This is a genomic window from Paraburkholderia bannensis NBRC 103871 (assembly GCF_000685015.1).
In the GTDB taxonomy this organism is placed as follows: Bacteria; Pseudomonadota; Gammaproteobacteria; order Burkholderiales; family Burkholderiaceae; genus Paraburkholderia; species Paraburkholderia bannensis.
This window is the reverse complement of the sequence record NZ_BAYA01000003.1, coordinates 267,541-282,129: the sequence shown is the minus strand read 5'-3', so window position 1 is coordinate 282,129 and position 14,589 is coordinate 267,541. Positions and strand designations below refer to the sequence as shown.

The following is a 14,589-nucleotide window of genomic DNA, read 5'->3' as shown; positions in this document are numbered from 1 at the left end:
TCAATGGCATTGATCGATCATCTCGACCATCTGGTACTGACCTGCGTGGATCCCGAAGCGACAAAGCACTTCTACACCGAGGTGTTGCAGATGCAACTGGAGACCTTCGGCGCGGGACGCCTGGCGTTTCGCTTCGGCAACCAGAAAATCAACCTGCATGTGCGCGGCGCGGAATTCGAGCCGAAGGCGCATGTGCCCGTGCCTGGCGCGCTCGACCTTTGCTTCATCGCCGCGGTGCCGCTAGACGCAGTGATTGCACACCTCGACAAGCTCGAATGGCCCATCGTCGAAGGGCCGGTCGAGCGCACCGGCGCGACGCAAAAGATCCGTTCGGTCTACGTGCGCGACCCTGACCTGAACCTCATCGAGATTTCGGAACTGATCTAGGACGCGCGTTTCCGATCGGAGAAAAAGTTTTCCTGGTTTTCGTGCCGATCTATCGTGGCTTGCCGGGGGGCGCCGGCAAGTCGTCGAAGACATGGGCCAGACGCTACGGCCCATGCACGGACGCGCCGCGTGCGCGTCCGCCTCTTCCGTTTCCTCCGCCTCTTCCTCCTTGCCTGCCCGCTATCCCTCCTGAACCGTTTCCTGATGGAAACTCGCGCCGCAGGCATGCCGCGCCGCCGCTTTCATACGCGCGCCGTATGCCGCACAATGGCCTGTCGCTTCAGCCTCGCTGGCAAACTTCGTTGGCAAACTCCATCCCGGGCATCATGGTCAATCCGCTTCATTTCGATCTGCAATCGCTGCGCGTATTTCTGCTCGTCGCCGAACACGGCAGCCTGACCAAGGCCGCCGAGCACGGCCAGCTCACGCTGTCCGCCGTGAGCAAGCGCATCGCGGAACTGGAGAGCGTGACGGACTGCGCGCTGTTCATCCGGCGTGCGCGCGGCGTCGAACTCACGCCGGCGGGCATTGCGCTGCTCGAACATGCCAGCCGCGTGATCGACCAGGTCAACCGCATGGCGAGCGAGATGGGCGACTACGCGGCCGGCGTGCGCGGCCACGTGCGCATGTGGGCCAATACGTCCGCGATCGTGCAGTTCCTGCCCGTCGATCTCGCGGGCTTTCTCAACGGGCATCCCGGCATCAAGGTGAGCCTGGAGGAACGCCTGAGCCATGAGATCGTGGAAGCGCTGGGCGCGGGCAAGGCCGATATCGGCGTGTTCGCGGACAACGTTCCGGCGCCGGGCATTGAGCGCCGCCTGTACCGGCGCGACGAACTCGTGCTGCTGGTGCCGCAGGGACATCGCTTCGCGCAGCAGGACGTGATGCGCTTTGCCGATACGCTCGACGAGGACTATGTGGGCCTGAGCGACGGCAGTTCGCTGCTCGCGCGCATGACCGACGCGGCGTTCGCCGCCGAGCGCTCGCTCAAGCTGCGCATCCAGGCGTCGAACTTCGACGGCGTGTGCCGCATGATCGAAGCGGGGCTGGGCATCGGCATCCTGCCGCGCGATGCGGTAAGCGACGAGCGCGGCAAGATCGGCGTTTCCAAAGTGAAACTGGCGGACGGCTGGTCGACGCGCACGCTTTGGGTCGGCATAAAAGCGGGCAACACGCCGAAGTCGGATGTCGCGAGCCTGTTCGACTATATGTCTGCGCGTAGCTAAAAACGCGGTTGAAAACGTAAAAAGGCCGGGCGAACCCGGCCTTTTTCACGCTGACGCACCACGCAGCGCGACTGCCTCAAACCGGATTGATCTCATCCTGGCTGCGGCGCGTCGTGAGCGGCCCGAGCAGCCGCAAGGTCACCGCCACGATCGCCAGCGCCGCCGAAATCACGCCGAACATCGCTAGCGGGCCGTGCTGCGTGAGCACGGGCAGCAGGATAAACGGCAGGGCGCTGCTGACGATGCGCGAAAGCGAATAGGTGCTGCCGATTGCCGTCGAACGCACGCTCGCGGGGAAGATTTCCGCCTGATAGACGTGGTAGGCGTTGCTGAACACGTTGGATGCACAAGTCGTCAGCACGCCGAAGCAGATGATGATGGTCGGACTGCTGGAATACGCAAAACCCAGTCCAAAGAGCGCAATCGTCACGAGCGAGGCGATCACCAGCGTGCGCCGCTCGATCCAGTTGAGCAGGGGCACCGAAAGCAGCGACCCGATCGGATAGCCAAGGAACGAGAGCGCGACGAACAAGGTGCTGCCCGTCACGTCGAAGCCGCGGCTTTTCACGACCACGCCCGCAAGCGATCCGAAGCCGTAATAGCCGAAGCCCTGAAACAGGTGGAAGATCACCAGCATCACATAGCGCTTGTCGTAAGGCGCCTTGCCGAGCACCGCGATGCGCTCGCGCAGGCTCAAGGGATGCTTGCGCTCGCCGGCCTGCTCGAACGCGGCGGGCATGGCGACACCGGCGCTGTCCGCGAAGCGGCGCAGCGTGGCGTGCGCTTCCTGCGTGCGGCCTTGCGCGAGCAGCCAGCGTGGGCTTTCGGGCAGACGGTGCTTGACGGCCAGCACGAACACCGCGCCCAGCCCGCCAAGCGCGAGAATCACGCGCCAGCCCGCAATGTCGCCGTAGTGCAGGGGATTGAGCCACACGGCCAGGAAGCCCACGATCGGCACGGCAACATAAGAGGTCGTATAGGCCCATGCGGCCAGGCGCCCGCGTCGATCCTTCGGCAGGATTTCGGAGAGATAGCTGTCCGCCACTGGATAGATCGCGCCCACGCCGATGCCGGTGAGAAAGCGGCACAGCACGAGCATGCCCGCGTTGACCGAGAACGCGCCCAGCAGCGAGAACGCGCTGTACCAGACGAGCGTGAACAGGAAGGCACGGCGTCGGCCGATGCGGTCTGCGAGACTGCCCAGGCACAGGGAGCCGAAGAACATGCCGATAAACGCCGACGCCAGCAGCAACTTGAAATCGGTGCTGTGGCTGTCGAGTCCATATTCATTCTGCAGCGCGGAGCCGATTGAACTGACGAGAAAGATCTCGTACATGTCGAAGAAGAGGCCGATGCCGACGACCCACACCACGAAGCGGTGCAGCGCGCCCACCGGCATGTCGTCCATGAACGCGCCGAGCGTGGTGCCGCGCGGGGCACGGTTTTGAGAGGCGCTGCTGGCGCCCGCGGTGGGGTCGCCTGGGGCCGCGTGGCCGCCCAGATCCAGAGGTTGGCTGTTCATCGTGTCTCCTGGTGTAGGTATGCCGCGGCTCGCTGTGGCCGACGGTGGACGCGCGCACGCAATGACCGGAACGAAAGCGGGGACGAATCGCGGGGCGAATCGTGATCGGGTCGTGCGGCACTGTCGCCTGATACCAGTGTCGGCGATTTCCGCGTGAGCGAAAATTGAGGATGGATCAAGCCTCCTTTCTTGCCGGGAAAGCCTGTGATCGTGTCCCGAAAATCCATGCGCCAAGCCGGAATCGGTGCAATATATTGACGCGCATCACTGTTTCGCGTGGCCGCTTAACGGCGGCTACACGCCGTAAGCCAGGCTGTACGGGCTTATAACGACCCCAATAAGTTGTCTATGTGAAGATCGCTATGGGATCGTATGAGCCTCAATGCCAGAATGCGGGCCGCTTAGCAAGCCGCGACACTCTGTCGCCCTTGTGAGTCGCGCACGCACCTGGAGGTCCCCTCATGAAAAACCACGGCCTGTCACGGCGGGGTTTTCTCAAAGCCAGCATGCTGGCGGGCGTGGCGGTATATGTGGCGCCATTCGGCAGCCGCGCATTCGCTGCCCTGTTCGAAGAAAAACTCCTCACACCGGTCAAATGGGATAGCGCCACCGGCGCGCCCAAGTTCCGTATCGACGGTATCGCTAAAGTCACGGGCTCGAAAGTCTTCGCGCGTGACGTACGCGCTGCCGACATGCCTCACTGGCCGCAGCAGCAGGCCCATGCGCTGATCCTGCGCACGACCCAGGCCGACCGCCTTTACGAAGGCTTCGACCTCGGCTTGCTGGGCGACGATCTCAAGCCCGACCGCGTCGTCACCGCCGACGATCTCGCGCGTGACGGCCTCGCGTTTCCGGCCTTCTATGGCGACGACATGCTGCTGCCCGCGGGCAAGACGCCCGCCTACCTGGGCCAGGCGGTCGCCATCCTGATCTATCACGACTTCGCGCGTTTTCGCTTTGCGAAGAACGTGCTCAAGTTCCGCGACGACGTGATCCGCTACGGCGCGCAGACGGGCCCGCTTGAGCGCGATCCGTGGGGCACCTTCCGCTTCGTGCGCGTGGGCGGCAAGACCGCCTATGACGACGACGTCTATTCGAGCCTCAAGGACGCGCCGATCTTCCCGAGCATGATGCGCAAGCACGCGCCGGTCTGGCCGGACGGCAACGAGCACGGCAAGCTCGACGAGCAGGGCATGTTCCACGCCGGGCGTATCGCCGACGAACTCGATCATCCGTCGGCGGACTGGCTCGTGTTCGATCGCGAGTACAACACGCAGTCCGTCGATACCGCCGCGCTTGAGCCCGATAACGCTAACGTCTGGTACGACGCCGCCACGCAGTCGCTGCATATGGTGGTGCCCACGCAGTCGCCGCTCGAAGTGGCGGACGCCGCTGCGGGCATGGTCGCGAAGTGCCGCTTCCCGGTGAAGCAACTGTTCCTGCACCCGTGCTACACGGTGGGCTACGGCTCGAAGGATCACTTCAACGTGCCGTATTACGGGCTCGTGGCCGCGCTGTATGGCGACGGCCGGCCGGTGCGTTTCGCCAACGATCGCTACGAGCAGTTCCAGACCGCGATCAAGCGCCACGCGTTCAAGATGCACTACCGCATTGCCGTCGACCGCAAGACCGGCATGCTGCAGTCGTTCAAGGGCGACTTCGAGGCCAACGGCGGCGGGCGCTGCAACTTCTCGCCTTCGGTGGCGATGGTGGGCGCGACGGCGGCGCAATCGATCTATTACTTCCCGAAGAACGACTTCGCGGCGGTGGCGATCGCTTCGCGGGCAATCGATGCGGGTTCCGCGCGCGGCTACGGCACGCTGCAAAGCATGGCGGCGACGGAAATGGCCGTCGACGAAATTGCCGCGCAACTGGGCGTCGATCCGATCGACTTCCGCATCAAGAACGCGCTGCGCTCGGGCATGAAAAACACCCAGGGTGCGATTCCCGCAGGCGCGATCCGCGTGGACGACGTGCTCGAACGCGCGAAGGCGCATCCGTTGTGGACGCAACGGGCGAAGCGCAAGACCGAATACGAAGCAGCCAATCCCGGCAAGCGCTATGGCGTCGGCTTTGCCTGCGTGCAAAAGGACTTTGGTACGGGATCCGAAGCATCGCTGGCGAAAGTCGAGATCGACGAGAACGGCCATATCTCGCTGCAGCATACGGGCGCGGAAATCGGCACGGGCATGTCGACCTCGCAGGCCGTGGCGGTGGCGAAGTGGCTCGGCAAGCCCGCGGCGGACATTCGCGTCGCCGTGACGGACTGGCCTGACCTGCCGGTGGTGACGAGCGGCGACCCCTACATGATGAGCCAGGCCGACCAGGACAAGGCCAGCGCCAATCCGCGCTGGACGCCCAATATCGCCTCGCCGTCGAGCGCCACGAACTCCGCGTTCTACTTCACGCATAGCACGCGCGAAGCGGCACGCGCCGTGTTCCGCTTCGGCCTCTGGCCGGCTGCCATGGCGATCTGGGGGCAGGGCATCGGCGGCGGCCAGGCTGCGCCGCTCGTGGTGCGTATCGAGGACGCGCGCTGGGTGGACGGCAAGCTCACCGCTGCCGGGCTCGAACCGCTGCCGCTTGAGCAGGTCGCGAAACAGGCGCATGCAATGGGTCTCGCGACGGGCGCTGCCGTGCACGTGTTCAACCGCTGGCAATGGGCGGAAGCCGAGTTCGATATCGGCGCCGGTACGCTCGAACGCATGCCGATCGACGCGCTTTCGCTGCGCTACGGGAAGGGCGATGGTAACGCGGCGGGCACGGCATCCGTTGCGCCCACAACGTTGCCCGTCACCGCGAACGGCTACCGTGTGCTCGACCGCAAGCGCGTGTTCATCCCGCCGATGAGCCGCAACAATGCGGCGGTGACCTATTACAGCGCGGTCGGCACGCTGGTCGAGCTGGCCGTGCACGAGGCGAGCGGCAAGGTCGAACTGCTCACGCATCACTCGATCATGGAGTGCGGCAACCAGATCTCGCCGCAACTGGTCTCGGGCCAGTTGCAGGGCGGCCTGGCGATGGGCATTGGCCACGCGCTGCACGAGTATCTGCCGCTGTACGAAGACGGCCCCGGCAACGGCACATGGAATTTCAACCGCTACCAGCTGCCGCGCGCGTCGGACGTCGCCGTCTGGTCGCAGAGCGGCGAAGTGTTGCCGCCGCTGTCCGAAACCGATCCGCCCAAGGGCATTGCCGAAGTGGTGATGATTCCGGTCGTGGGCGCGGTCGTGAACGGCATCGCGCACGCCATCGGCCATCGTTTCACCGACCTGCCGGTGACCCCGCAAAAAATTCAGGAGGTGCTCGCATGACGCTGCCCCAATCCGCTGCTTCCGCGGTGAGCGCCAGCGCCGCCGCAGCCTCTGCTGCTTCTGCACCGCAAACGCAGACACAAACGCAAACACAAACGCAAACGTCCGCTCCAGTCGAGCGCCCGCTGGTTCAATACAAGCCGAAGGCGCTCTCGCTCACGATCAACGGCAAGGCAGTCGGCCCGATGCAGGTGCCCGAAGGCCTCATGATGATCGAGTTCCTGCACGAGTACGCGGGCCTGACCGGCTCGCGCCTGGGGTGCGGGCAGGGCGTATGCCACGCGTGCGTGGTGATCCTCGACAAGACCGACGGCACGAGCGAGGAAATGCGCACCTGCATCACCGGCGCGCATTTCTTCAACGGCCGCACCATCCGCACGGTCGAAGGCCATGCGAAGCGCAATGACGCCGGCGAAGTCGTCGAACTCTCGCCGATCCAGCAGAAGTTTCTCGAACACTTCAGCTTCCAGTGCGGCTACTGCACGCCGGGTTTCGTCAACGCGGCCACCGTGCTGATCGAACGCCTGAAGCGCGAGCCGGTCGCGAAGGCCGATGTCGAAAGCACGATCCTGAGCGCACTGGACGGCCATCTGTGCCGCTGCACCGGCTACGTGCGTTACTACGAGGCCGTGAAGGACGTCGTGATGACCACGCCAGGTCTCGTGAAGGACGCAGCATGAAGCGCGCCCTCATTGATCGCCTCGTGCGCGGTGCAGTGCTCGCTGCATGTGCGCTGACGCTCGCGGCCTGCGGGCAGCACGAATCGCCGGATTCGAATGCGTCCAGCGCCGCGTTCACGCCGACGCCTGATCAGGTCGCTCATGGCCGCTATCTGGTGAAGGCCGCCGACTGCGCGGCCTGCCATACCTCGCAGGACGGCGCGCCGTTCGCGGGCGGCGTGAAGATCGCCTCGCCTTACGGCGCGTTCTACGGCTCGAACATCACGCCCGACAAAGCGCATGGCATTGGCGACTGGAGCGCAGACGACTTCTGGCACGCGCTGCACGACGGCAACGCGCGCGGCAAGCGCCTGTATCCGTCGATGCCGTACACGTCCTACCGACAGCTCACGCGCGCGGACTCGGACGCGATCTACGCCTACCTGATGTCGGTGAAGCCGGCGCCGGTGGCCAACCACGAGCACGACCTCAAGTTCCCGTACAACCTGCGCTTCGGCATGGCGTTCTGGGACATGGTGTTTCTCAAGGATGCGTTGCCCGACGCGTCGAAGGGGCAATCGGCGGACTGGCAGCGCGGACGCTATCTGGCCAACGCGCTGGGCCACTGTGCCGAATGCCATACGCCGCGCAATTTCGCGGGCCAGCTGGTCGATGCGAAGCCGCTCTCGGGCGCGGCGCTGGGGCGTGTGATCGCGCCGGATATCACACCGGCGGGTCTCGCCGGACGCGGCTGGACGGCTGCCGATCTGCAGACCTTCTTTAGCGTAGGTATCGCGCCGCAAGGCTCGGCGTTCGGCGAGATGTATCCGGTCGTGCACCTGAGCACGCAGTACCTCTCGAAGGACGACGTGCGCGCGCTGAGCGTCTATCTGCTCGGCGATACGCCGCCCGCGCCGCAGCCGGTGGCGGCGGTGTCCGCCGACGGCGCGGCGCTGGCGGCCGGTCGCTCGGTGTATCTGGCGGTCTGCGCGGGTTGTCACGGGCTGGCGGGCGAGGGCAAGCCGCACGTCGCGGTGCCGATGAACGGCAACTCGACGCTGCGTCAGGCCGATCCGCACAACCTGCTGGTCGCGATGCTCGACGGTATCGATACGCAGAAGTTTGCGGGCGTGGAGAACATGCAGGCGATGCCGGCGTTCTCGTCGACCTTGAGCGACGACGAACTTGCGCAACTGGCGAACTATCTGCGTGCGACCTGGGGCGGCCAGGCGGCGAACGTCACGGCAAACGACGTGAAGGCGCTGCGTTGAAATAGCGGCGGCAGGACAGCGTCGCTGTCCTGCCGCTACGCTTTAACGGCGCAAATACCGCTGCGCCAGCGCTTCATAAAGCGGCGGCGCAAACAGCTTCGACACCTGGCTCGCAATCAGCGCAGTCGCCATCAACGAAAGCACCAGCGCGTGCCCGTTGATCATTTCAATCACGATGACGAACGCCGTGATCGGACTTTGCGTGACGGCGGCCAGGTAGCCCACCATGCCGAGCGCAATCAGCATCGGCAGTTGCATCTGCCCGAACACCATATGCAGGGCGTTGCCGATTCCGGCGCCAATTGCCAGCGAAGGCGCAAACAGGCCGCCCGGCGTGCCCGGCAGATACGATCCCACCATCGACGCCATCTTGAAGAGCGGATACGCCGCGCTAAACTGCGAATGCCCTTCGAGCATGCCGCGCGCCTCCGCGTAGCCGCTGCCGAACAGATGGCCGTGACTGGCCACACCGAGGACAGCGATAAAGAGTCCACACGCCGCGCCGAACACAACCGGTCGTTGCTCGCGCAACGAAAGCAGGCGAGCGGGCATCCAGCGCGGCGTATTGAGCAACAGCCAGCAGAAGATCCCTCCTGCGATTCCCGTCAGCACGCCCACGAGCACGACCGCAGCCGCGAGCAGGTCAGGAAAATGACCGTCGATGGCGATAGTGCCGAAATAGACGTAATTGCCTTGCAGCGCGAGCGACACGATGCCCGCGAAGATGATCGCCGTGATGAGCACGCCGCTCGTGCGCTGCTCGAAGCTGCGGGTGAGCTCCTCGATGGCGAATACGACGCCCGCGAGCGGGGCGTTGAACGCCGCCGACAGGCCGGCCGCCGCGCCCGCAAGCGCGAGCTTGTGTTCGAGACCGACCCCATAGATGCTGCGCAGACGCGCCGGATAAAAGCGCCGCAGGCTGAACATCAGCGCGGCGCCCACATGAATCGTCGGGCCCTCGCGGCCAATCGTGAAGCCGCCGAGAATCGCCAGGAACGACAGCACGATCTTGCCAACGAGGATGCGCAGCGTCAGCAGGCGGGGCCCGAGCGTGCGAACGTCATGCAGCGTGGCGATGACCTGCGGAATGCCGCTGCCTTCCGAGCCGGGAAACCAGCGGCGTGTGACCCAGACGCCCAGCGCCGCGACGGCGGGCGTGACGATGAGCGGCAGCCAGGCGGCGTGCGCGCACATTTTCAGGAACAGGTCGAAGCCAAAGTCAATGAGCCGCGCATAAAGCACCGCCACGAGTCCGGTCGCGACCGCGCCCAGCCAGAACACGCCGAAATACAGCCAGCGCCGCTGGCTGCGCTGAATCGAGCGGCGATCGATAAGGGTCAGGATTCGCATGGGCGCGCGGAGAAAGAGCGATTTATGGCACATTGTGACATAAATCGCTCTGGCGTCCGAAAATCCCGTGCAGAGGCTACCCGGCGTGCTCGCCGAAGACCCAGTGGAACGCGCCATAGAGCGCCTTATGCTGGGCCGCGAGTTCCATCAGGAAAGACTCGCCCGTGGGCGTGAGATGCACCTGCACCTGGCGGCGGTCGGAGGGATCGGGCTTGCGCGCGACGAGTCCTGCCGCTTCGCAGCGCGATACGAGCGCAGCCGTGCCGTTGGGTGCGGCTTGCAGACGCTCGGCCAGTTCCCCCACGGTCGCCCATTTGCGGTCGGGGAAGCCGCAGACGTGCAGCAGCAGTTGATATTGCAGCGTCGTAATGCCCGCGGCGTTGGCGATCTCTTCCGACGCGCGCAGGAATTTGCGCAGGTCGTAGCGGAAGGCCGACATGGCTTCGAGATCGTGCTTGTTCATGTGCGCTCCTGATTGCTTGACTGGCCGCAGTGGCGACAGCCGGTCGCCAGGAGGTTACCACGCACATGAAAACAAGCGCTTCAGTCTCTGAGAACCAGCGGCATCAGCGTCGCAATGCAGATGCCCAGACCGACCACCGGGTTGCCGAACGCGATCAGCGTCATGGCGGCAATCGAACCGAGCACCGCGAGCACATCCAGGCGCAGGCGCGCCAGGCGTCGGCTTTCGATCGACATGAATCCTCCTCGAATGAGTGCCGAAATCAAGGCAACCATGCTAGCCATCTGCGCATCAAAGGTGCGCTTTATTCAGCGGCGAGAATGTAAACGTGCCGTATAAGGCAACGTTTTTGCGGGTGTCCCTGCGATTTTTACGCCTGCTTTACGCGAAGCCCGATACGCTGGTTTCATCGACACAACGCACGCATCCCGTGCCCGATCGCATGCAACTCGCACACTCCTTCGCCGTTCCCGAAACGCGTACCGCTACGCAACGTTCGAGCGCCACGGTCTTGCCGTTCCGTACGCCGCGCGCCTGGTTCGATATTGCGCTCAATGGCAAAACGCTGGCCGAATCGCGCGCCCACCTGGCGACGCTGCTGCACTCGGCGCTGGGCGTCTATGTCACGCGCACCGCGGAACGCGGCGATTCGATCGTGGTTCGCATCGACATCGCGCCGGAGGACTTTGGCTTCACGTTGCATACGCTGCTGGGCGTGGTGCCGGAGGCGACGATCAGCGCCTTGCGCGCGCGTACCGACGAGGAGAAAAACTGATATGTACTCCGGAATCTGGTTGCCGCTGGTGACGCCGTTTCGTGACGGCGAAGTCGACGTGCCCGCACTCGAAGCGCTGACGCAGCGTCATGTGGAACGCGGAATTGCGGGGATCGTCGCATTGGGGACGACTGCGGAAGCGGCGCTGCTCGACAGCGGCGAGCGCAACGTGGTGATGCAGGCGATCACCGCAACCGTCGCGGGGCGCGTTCCGGTCATCGCGGGCGTGGGCGGGATCGACACTGGCGGATTTGTCGACGAGATTCATCGTCTGGAAGTGTGGGGCCTCGCCGGTTACCTGGTCAGCGCGCCCGCGTATCTGTGCCCCGACCAGGCGGGCCTGCTCTGGCATTTCCGGCAGGTCGCGCAGGCCACCGAGCGCGATATCGTGCTTTACGACGTGCCGCATCGCACCGGTGTCGGGATCGCGGAATCGACGGTTGAACAGTTGCTGCGCCTGTCCAATATCCGCGCGATCAAGGCCTGTGCGCGCGAGCGTTTCGCGGCGTTCGGCAAGTTGCCCATCGCGCTGTTGTGCGGCAACGACGATGCGTTTCTCGACTGCCTGCAAGCGGGCGCAACGGGCGGCATCCTGGCGAGCGCCCATATTTGCGCCGATCTACTAGCTGAAGTGCAGGCGCTGTTCCTGGCCGGAAAAGAGCGCGACGCGAGCTGCCTGTTCGCACGGCTCGAACCCATTCTCAAGCTGCTGTTTGCCGCGCCCAATCCGAGCGCGATCAAGGCGATGATGGCGCTGGACGGCGGCGTGTCGGCACAGACCCGCATGCCGGTCACGCCCGCCGCCGGATCGCTGGTGCGCCGACTGGACGCGGCGCGCGCAGTGCTGGAAGAATTGCGCTCGGTGTCGATCAGCTAGCGCGTCGTCGCCGTCGCGGTTGTTGCCGACGCAACGACACGCTGGCGAGCGTTCGCGATATCGTCGCTCACCAGCAGCGCGACGGATTCCGCCGTCGCCGCCGACAGCGTCCAGCCCAGGTGTCCGTGCCCCGTGTTGTAGAAGACGTTGCGCTGCCTGCCGCGCCCGACCCTCGGCAACATGCTGGGCAGCATCGGACGCAGTCCCGCCCACGGAATCACGCGGGACGTCGAAATCGACGGGAAGTGCGTGCGCGCCCAGCGCACCAGCGGTTCGATACGATCCGAGCGGATATCGCGATTCGCACCGTTGATTTCTGCCGTGCCCGCAATCCGGAAACGATCCGCGCCCAGCCGGCTCGTGACGATCTTCGCCGCGTCGTCGAGCAGGCTGACCCACGGCGCGCCTTGCTGGCTGGCCGCATCGTCGAGACAGACGGTGATCGAATAGCCCTTCACCGGATAGACGTTGACGTGGTCGCCCACTTGCGCGGCGAGGGCGCGGCTGCCCACGCCCGCGCAGATCACCACGCGATCGAATGTGGAAACGCAGGGCAGTGCATCACGCGACGTAGCGATCGAGACCGTGCCGTTGTGCGCATCGCCGATTGACTGCACCGTGGTGTCGTACTGGAACTCGACGCCAAGACGTTCGCAAGCCTGCGCGAGACCGCGCGTGAACTTGTGAATGTCGCCGGTCGAATCGGATTCGGTAAAGAAGCCGCCGTGGAAATCGCCTTGCAACGTGGGCTCGATTGCCCGTATTTCATCGGGCGTTACCGCACGCCGATCGAGGCCGCCTTCGCGCAACAGCGCATTCACCCTGGTCGCTGCGTCGAATTCCTTGCGCGTTGCGTAGAAGTGCAGAATACCGCGCTGCTCGTGATCGAATTCGATCGATTCACGTTTCGCAATCGAGAACAGATGCTCGCGCGCGGCAATGGCAAGGCGCACCGTGTCGATCGTATTGCTGCGGTAATTCGGAATCTGGCGCAGAAATTCGCCGATCCAGCTGTACTTGTGCCAGTTGGGACGCGGGTTCATGAGCAAAGGCGCATCGCGCCGCGTCATCCAGCGCAGGCCCTTGAATACCGTGGCGCGGCTGTTCCAGACTTCCGCGTTGCTCGCGGAAAGCTGCCCGCCGTTGGCGAACGAGGTTTCCATTGCGGCGTAGCGGTGACGATCGATGACGGTGACGCGATGGCCGCGCCGTGCGAGCGCATAGGCGGTGGTGACGCCGGTAATCCCGGCGCCGATGACGGCAATTCGTGACATGACAGAGTCCAGAGAGCATTGACTGCGTTAGGCATCGCCGGCCGGTTGCAACCGGCGCCAATGCCCCATCTGTCCATGTACCTGAGAGTTTCGCCCGCGCGCTTACGACGCGCGTGGCTCCCCTTCGGTGGGCGCCATCGTTGCAATGCGCCGCTCTCCAGATGTTCCGGCTGCGTGGTCCTTTTGCCTGAGAGTTTCCGGGGCGGTTGCTCCGTCGGCGTCGTTCCGGTAGGACGATCTCTTCCATGCAGCGTGTGAGAACGGGACAAGATTAGCCGTGTGCCGCGCGCGCGGCAACCATTTTTCAAAATTCGGTCTGCGATATTTCGCACGAGGGTTTTGCCTGATTGAGCCTCGACAGCGTGCTAAAGCCGCACGCGCTTGCGGTTAAACTGCGGCTTGCCGTCTGTCCCTCCCACTGTCCAAATATGAAACTGCATCAACTGAGAGCGCTCGCCGCCGTTGCGGAAACCGGCAGCATCCTGGAGGCGTCGCGCGTGCTGCACGTCACGCAATCGGCGCTGAGCAAGGCGCTCAAGGAACTCGAAGGGCAGGTGGGCGCGACGCTGTTCGTGCGCTCCAGCAAGGGCGTTCAATTGACTGCCTATGGTCAGCGGCTCGTCGGCCATGCGCGGCTCATCAGCGAGAACGTGCGCCGCGCCCGCGACGATATGGAGGAAATGAAAGGCAACGCGATCAGCGAAATCCGCATCGGCGTGACGCCCGTCACCGCGCTGCTGCGCCCGCTGGCCGATTGTCTTTCGGCATTCAGGCGCGATTATCCGCAGGTGCGCCTGCGCATGCTGGAGATGCGGCCGAACCAGCTGCTCGAACAGGTTCGCGAAGGCACGCTCGATTTCGCGCTGACCTCGCAGCGCATGGCGCCCGACAGCCTGCTCGACTGCACGCCGGTCGTGAGCATGGCGACGCTGGTGGCGGCGCGCAAGGGACATCCACTGAGCGCCGAGCGCTCGCTGGCCGCCTTGAGCGATGCCGAGTGGATCGTGCTCGATCCGCTTGCGGACGCGAGCACGCCTTTCGTGCAGGTCTTTGCCGATCACGGCCTGCCATTGCCCGCACGCGTGATCGAATGCTCGTCGATGTCGCTCGCGCTGGCCATGTGTTCACAGATGGACACGCTCATTCTGCTGTCCGCGGAATCCACGAGCAGCCGTTTCATGCGTGAAACGATGGACTTTCTCGAACTCGACGAATGCCTGCCCGCGCGCGCAATTTCGCTCGTCACGCGCGACCGCCATACGCTACCGGGCTCGGCGGAGCGCCTGCATGACGCCATTGCCGACGCGTTGCGCGACTACGACCCCACAGGTCTGCTGAGTCTCAAGCCGTGACGCCGCTATAACCGGACGTCAATGGATTGAAAATCCGTCACTTGTCGCGTTGATTTTGGCAACAAACACTGGTTTCCGGTGCTGCATGCCGCTATCCGATCGCTCCGACAAGAGGACGT

13 protein-coding genes and 1 riboswitch are annotated in these 14,589 nt (G+C 64.4%); of the genes, 8 read left to right on the top strand and 5 right to left on the bottom strand.

All coding sequences use genetic code 11. The features are described from left to right. Nucleotides 1-3: 3 nt before the first annotated feature. Nucleotides 4-387 (top strand): VOC family protein, encoded by a 384-nt coding sequence (locus tag BBA01S_RS04555; protein ID WP_027815394.1) that lies wholly within the window; start codon nt 4-6, stop codon nt 385-387. A 326-nt stretch (nt 388-713) separates the two neighbouring features. Further along, a complete protein-coding gene (locus BBA01S_RS04550) occupies nt 714-1,613 on the top strand; it encodes a LysR family transcriptional regulator (RefSeq protein ID WP_027815393.1) in 900 nt (299 codons plus the stop codon). Nucleotides 1,614-1,689: 76 nt separating this feature from the next. Here BBA01S_RS04550 and BBA01S_RS04545 read toward each other — a convergent pair whose 3' ends face one another. Beyond that, nucleotides 1,690-3,135, bottom strand: a complete 1,446-nt coding sequence (locus tag BBA01S_RS04545; RefSeq protein WP_027815392.1) for an MFS transporter — start codon at nt 3,133-3,135, stop codon at nt 1,690-1,692. A gap of 461 nt (nt 3,136-3,596) precedes the next feature. Between BBA01S_RS04545 and BBA01S_RS04540 the strand changes: the two genes are divergently transcribed. Genes BBA01S_RS04540 through BBA01S_RS04530 form a run of 3 tightly spaced genes read left to right on the top strand, consistent with a single transcriptional unit; the run spans nt 3,597 to nt 8,379 of the window. Next, nucleotides 3,597-6,449: a xanthine dehydrogenase family protein molybdopterin-binding subunit gene (locus tag BBA01S_RS04540; protein WP_027815391.1), complete on the top strand. Its 2,853-nt coding sequence runs from the start codon at nt 3,597-3,599 to the stop codon at nt 6,447-6,449. Beyond that, on the top strand, nt 6,446-7,129 hold the full coding sequence (locus tag BBA01S_RS04535; RefSeq protein ID WP_027815390.1) for a (2Fe-2S)-binding protein: 684 nt from the start codon (nt 6,446-6,448) through the stop codon (nt 7,127-7,129). The genes BBA01S_RS04540 and BBA01S_RS04535 overlap by 4 nt, the downstream gene beginning before the upstream one ends. After that, nucleotides 7,126-8,379, top strand: a complete 1,254-nt coding sequence (locus BBA01S_RS04530) for a cytochrome c (RefSeq protein WP_027815389.1) — start codon at nt 7,126-7,128, stop codon at nt 8,377-8,379. The genes BBA01S_RS04535 and BBA01S_RS04530 overlap by 4 nt, the downstream gene beginning before the upstream one ends. Before the next feature lie 42 nt (nt 8,380-8,421). Here the strand turns inward: BBA01S_RS04530 and BBA01S_RS04525 are convergent, their stop codons facing one another. The 3 genes from BBA01S_RS04525 to BBA01S_RS46680 all read right to left on the bottom strand — a co-directional run bounded on the left by BBA01S_RS04525 (nt 8,422) and on the right by BBA01S_RS46680 (nt 10,428). Next, a complete protein-coding gene (locus BBA01S_RS04525) occupies nt 8,422-9,729 on the bottom strand; it encodes a chloride channel protein (protein WP_027815388.1) in 1,308 nt (435 codons plus the stop codon). A gap of 76 nt (nt 9,730-9,805) precedes the next feature. Next, complete coding sequence (locus BBA01S_RS04520) at nt 9,806-10,192, bottom strand: MarR family winged helix-turn-helix transcriptional regulator (protein WP_027815387.1); 387 nt, start codon at nt 10,190-10,192, stop codon at nt 9,806-9,808. A gap of 80 nt (nt 10,193-10,272) precedes the next feature. Continuing rightward, nucleotides 10,273-10,428 carry a hypothetical protein gene (locus BBA01S_RS46680; RefSeq protein WP_156965864.1) on the bottom strand — a complete coding sequence of 52 codons (156 nt, stop codon included), beginning with the start codon at nt 10,426-10,428 and terminating at the stop codon, nt 10,273-10,275. Nucleotides 10,429-10,634: 206 nt separating this feature from the next. Between BBA01S_RS46680 and BBA01S_RS40030 the strand changes: the two genes are divergently transcribed. Together BBA01S_RS40030 and BBA01S_RS04505 are read left to right on the top strand one after the other, a co-directional pair. Further along, nucleotides 10,635-10,967: a hypothetical protein gene (locus BBA01S_RS40030; RefSeq protein WP_042296132.1), complete on the top strand. Its 333-nt coding sequence runs from the start codon at nt 10,635-10,637 to the stop codon at nt 10,965-10,967. Between the two features lies 1 nt (nt 10,968). Continuing rightward, the gene (locus BBA01S_RS04505; RefSeq protein WP_027815386.1) at nt 10,969-11,844 is read left to right on the top strand and encodes a dihydrodipicolinate synthase family protein; all 876 of its coding nucleotides are present in this window, start codon (nt 10,969-10,971) and stop codon (nt 11,842-11,844) included. On the opposite strand, the gene BBA01S_RS40025 is transcribed toward BBA01S_RS04505, so the two are convergent. Beyond that, on the bottom strand, nt 11,841-13,118 hold the full coding sequence (locus BBA01S_RS40025; RefSeq protein ID WP_042295956.1) for a D-amino acid dehydrogenase: 1,278 nt from the start codon (nt 13,116-13,118) through the stop codon (nt 11,841-11,843). The two genes, BBA01S_RS04505 and BBA01S_RS40025, sit on opposite strands and share 4 nt — an antisense overlap. A gap of 165 nt (nt 13,119-13,283) precedes the next feature. Beyond that, a riboswitch (glycine riboswitch) is annotated at nt 13,284-13,374 on the bottom strand. A 172-nt stretch (nt 13,375-13,546) separates the two neighbouring features. Between BBA01S_RS40025 and BBA01S_RS04495 the strand changes: the two genes are divergently transcribed. After that, nucleotides 13,547-14,470 carry a LysR family transcriptional regulator gene (locus BBA01S_RS04495; RefSeq protein ID WP_027815385.1) on the top strand — a complete coding sequence of 308 codons (924 nt, stop codon included), beginning with the start codon at nt 13,547-13,549 and terminating at the stop codon, nt 14,468-14,470. The last annotated feature ends 119 nt before the right edge of the window (nt 14,471-14,589 follow it).

Excerpts from the sequence above, each read along its gene's own strand:
- BBA01S_RS04555 (WP_027815394.1), top strand. The coding sequence starts at position 4 with ATGGCATTGATCGATCATCTCGACCATCTGGTACTGACCTGCGTGGAT.
- BBA01S_RS04550 (WP_027815393.1), top strand. The coding sequence starts at position 714 with ATGGTCAATCCGCTTCATTTCGATCTGCAATCGCTGCGCGTATTTCTG.
- BBA01S_RS04545 (WP_027815392.1), bottom strand. The coding sequence starts at position 3,135 with ATGAACAGCCAACCTCTGGATCTGGGCGGCCACGCGGCCCCAGGCGAC.
- BBA01S_RS04540 (WP_027815391.1), top strand. The coding sequence starts at position 3,597 with ATGAAAAACCACGGCCTGTCACGGCGGGGTTTTCTCAAAGCCAGCATG.
- BBA01S_RS04535 (WP_027815390.1), top strand. The coding sequence starts at position 6,446 with ATGACGCTGCCCCAATCCGCTGCTTCCGCGGTGAGCGCCAGCGCCGCC.
- BBA01S_RS04530 (WP_027815389.1), top strand. The coding sequence starts at position 7,126 with ATGAAGCGCGCCCTCATTGATCGCCTCGTGCGCGGTGCAGTGCTCGCT.
- BBA01S_RS04525 (WP_027815388.1), bottom strand. The coding sequence starts at position 9,729 with ATGCGAATCCTGACCCTTATCGATCGCCGCTCGATTCAGCGCAGCCAG.
- BBA01S_RS04520 (WP_027815387.1), bottom strand. The coding sequence starts at position 10,192 with ATGAACAAGCACGATCTCGAAGCCATGTCGGCCTTCCGCTACGACCTG.
- BBA01S_RS46680 (WP_156965864.1), bottom strand. The coding sequence starts at position 10,428 with ATGTCGATCGAAAGCCGACGCCTGGCGCGCCTGCGCCTGGATGTGCTC.
- BBA01S_RS40030 (WP_042296132.1), top strand. The coding sequence starts at position 10,635 with ATGCAACTCGCACACTCCTTCGCCGTTCCCGAAACGCGTACCGCTACG.
- BBA01S_RS04505 (WP_027815386.1), top strand. The coding sequence starts at position 10,969 with ATGTACTCCGGAATCTGGTTGCCGCTGGTGACGCCGTTTCGTGACGGC.
- BBA01S_RS40025 (WP_042295956.1), bottom strand. The coding sequence starts at position 13,118 with ATGTCACGAATTGCCGTCATCGGCGCCGGGATTACCGGCGTCACCACC.
- BBA01S_RS04495 (WP_027815385.1), top strand. The coding sequence starts at position 13,547 with ATGAAACTGCATCAACTGAGAGCGCTCGCCGCCGTTGCGGAAACCGGC.